Annotated in this window: 1 protein-coding gene; it reads right to left on the reverse strand. The window is 55.7% G+C overall.

The features are described 5' to 3' along the window. Positions 1–138: 138 nt before the first annotated feature. On the reverse strand, positions 139–1,482 hold the full coding sequence (locus H6F43_RS00075) for a monooxygenase (protein WP_190340008.1): 1,344 nt from the start codon (positions 1,480–1,482) through the stop codon (positions 139–141). Between the last annotated feature and the right edge of the window lie 42 nt (positions 1,483–1,524).

The raw sequence follows: 1,524 nt of genomic DNA on the forward strand, positions 1-1,524 counted from the left end.
TACTACAGGCGTCGGAAAATTTGGCGATGTTGGGAAGCGCAGCGAAGGGCGCGATCGCGCCGTTCAAAACTGAGGATTGAGGATTTCTTGTGTTGAAATGGTGAGGCAGTCAGAGGCAGCAGGACGCAGCAAACACCTTTAGAACAAGGCTTTGAGCATGACCCGAGGACTGAGCAGGATCGTGGGTGGCTTCATCAGGTGAGCCATCTCAATAAACTGAAGATGTAGATCAGGGTCATTGTGAGCGCGCTCTGCTAGCCGGTTGGCGTATCCCTGGAATAGCTTACCGATCCCCTTGGGCGAGACGGCTCCCTTGGTCGTAGGAAACTGGGAATCAAATCCGGTTGCCAGTGACCACGGTAAGGCGTTACTGCGGGCTAGCCGTTTCTGAAAACTCGCCCCGTTCAAGGAAGGTTGCTGGCGGCGTTTCTGACGATCGACCAACCAATCTCGCAGGACGATCGATGAAATTGCACTGACGGTCATGCCCTGCCCATAAACGGGACACAGCGCACACACTGCATCTCCGATCGCAACAAAGCCGTCGGGTAGTTCGATCTGTTCGTAGTGGTATAGCCGATTCGCAGTCGCACGATGCACCCGCATTTCGGAGCGGGGTTCTGCGTCGCAAATCGCGTTGTAAAATTCTGGGCTGGGCAGACTCTGGGCAAATTCGAGGAAGCCTGGCTCATCGGTTGGAGGGTAGTCCTGTCCATAGCCTCCGAGTGTGGCAATCCATTCTCCGTTCTCCACCGCAGCCAAATATCCCAATCGCGTTCGGCTGGGGGGTTGGTGGCTAATTAAGAGAATTTTATAGCTTGGGTCAGCACTGGCAGGAATGCGGTAGCGACGGGTCGCGTAGCCCACGTCTGGGTTGATGACGGTTGCCGGAGGCGAAGTGAATCCCAACGCTTGCAGCCAGCGCGCCGCCTGGGTACTGCGACCGCTCGCATCCACAACCAGCTGCGCTGTGAGGTCCTTAGAAGCAAGATCTCCCCGATGATCGAGTTCTATCCCGGTGATGCAGCTGCGGGAACGATCGCCTCGTAGCCCGACGACCCGCTGCTGCTCCAAAAACTGAACGTTCGGCAGGCGATCCACTCGTTGTCGAATCGTGCTTTCCAGCAATGGTCGGGTACACGTGTAAGATTCCAGCCCTGACGGTGCTTCTAAAATTTCGGACCAGTCGCCTCGCTGGAAGTAACGAAAATCTCTAGTCCAGTCGAAGGAAATGGCTCCAGCGTCATGCAGTGCTTCCCCAATGCCAGGAAACAGTTCCTCCAAAATGCGGTAGCCCTTTGTGAACAGGACATGGGGTTGCACAGACTGCGGCACGCCTCGACGGGGGTCAGCAGTCAGAGGCAGGCGATCGCGGTCAACCACCGTTACCTGATCGAACTTGTCAGCAAGAATTCGGGCTGCCAGCAGTCCAGCAATGCTGCCGCCGATAACAATGGCATGGTGACCGAGGTGAGACGACATATTTCCAATCGGAATTGAGGGTTCACGTCAACGATTGTAAAT

Source organism: Leptolyngbya sp. FACHB-36 (genome assembly GCF_014695955.1).
Classification (GTDB): Bacteria; Cyanobacteriota; Cyanobacteriia; order Leptolyngbyales; family Leptolyngbyaceae; genus FACHB-36.

What these genes read in the sequence shown, in the direction of transcription:
- H6F43_RS00075 (WP_190340008.1), bottom strand. Translation starts at nt 1,482, where the DNA reads ATGTCGTCTCACCTCGGTCACCATGCCATTGTTATCGGCGGCAGCATT.